This window comes from Erwinia sp. PME.40.26/001 (genome assembly GCF_055556675.1).
On sequence record NZ_JBVHNP010000487.1, the window covers coordinates 1 to 229 of the forward strand.

Here is a 229-nt window from a genome sequence, read left to right on the forward strand (position 1 = left end):
CTGTCGCAGCTACAGGCGTAATCGTAACTCCTGCCACGGCAAGCCTTGTTGTTGGTGCGACACGTCAGCTTACCGGCACTGTACAGCCTACTAATGCAACTGACCGCACCGGCACCTGGACGACCTCCTGGGAGTGGACCGAAGCCGGCAGCTACCGGATCTATGCCGACTTCGTGCCGGACGTCGCCGACGGCCCCGACAAGGTCACCCTGACCCGCACGGTCGACGT

Annotated in this window: 1 protein-coding gene; it reads left to right on the forward strand. The window is 62.9% G+C overall.

From position 1 onward, the window contains the following. The coding region (locus tag ACZ3HG_RS25080; RefSeq protein ID WP_465335289.1) for an Ig-like domain-containing protein at positions 1 to 229 on the forward strand (229 nt) is incomplete at both ends.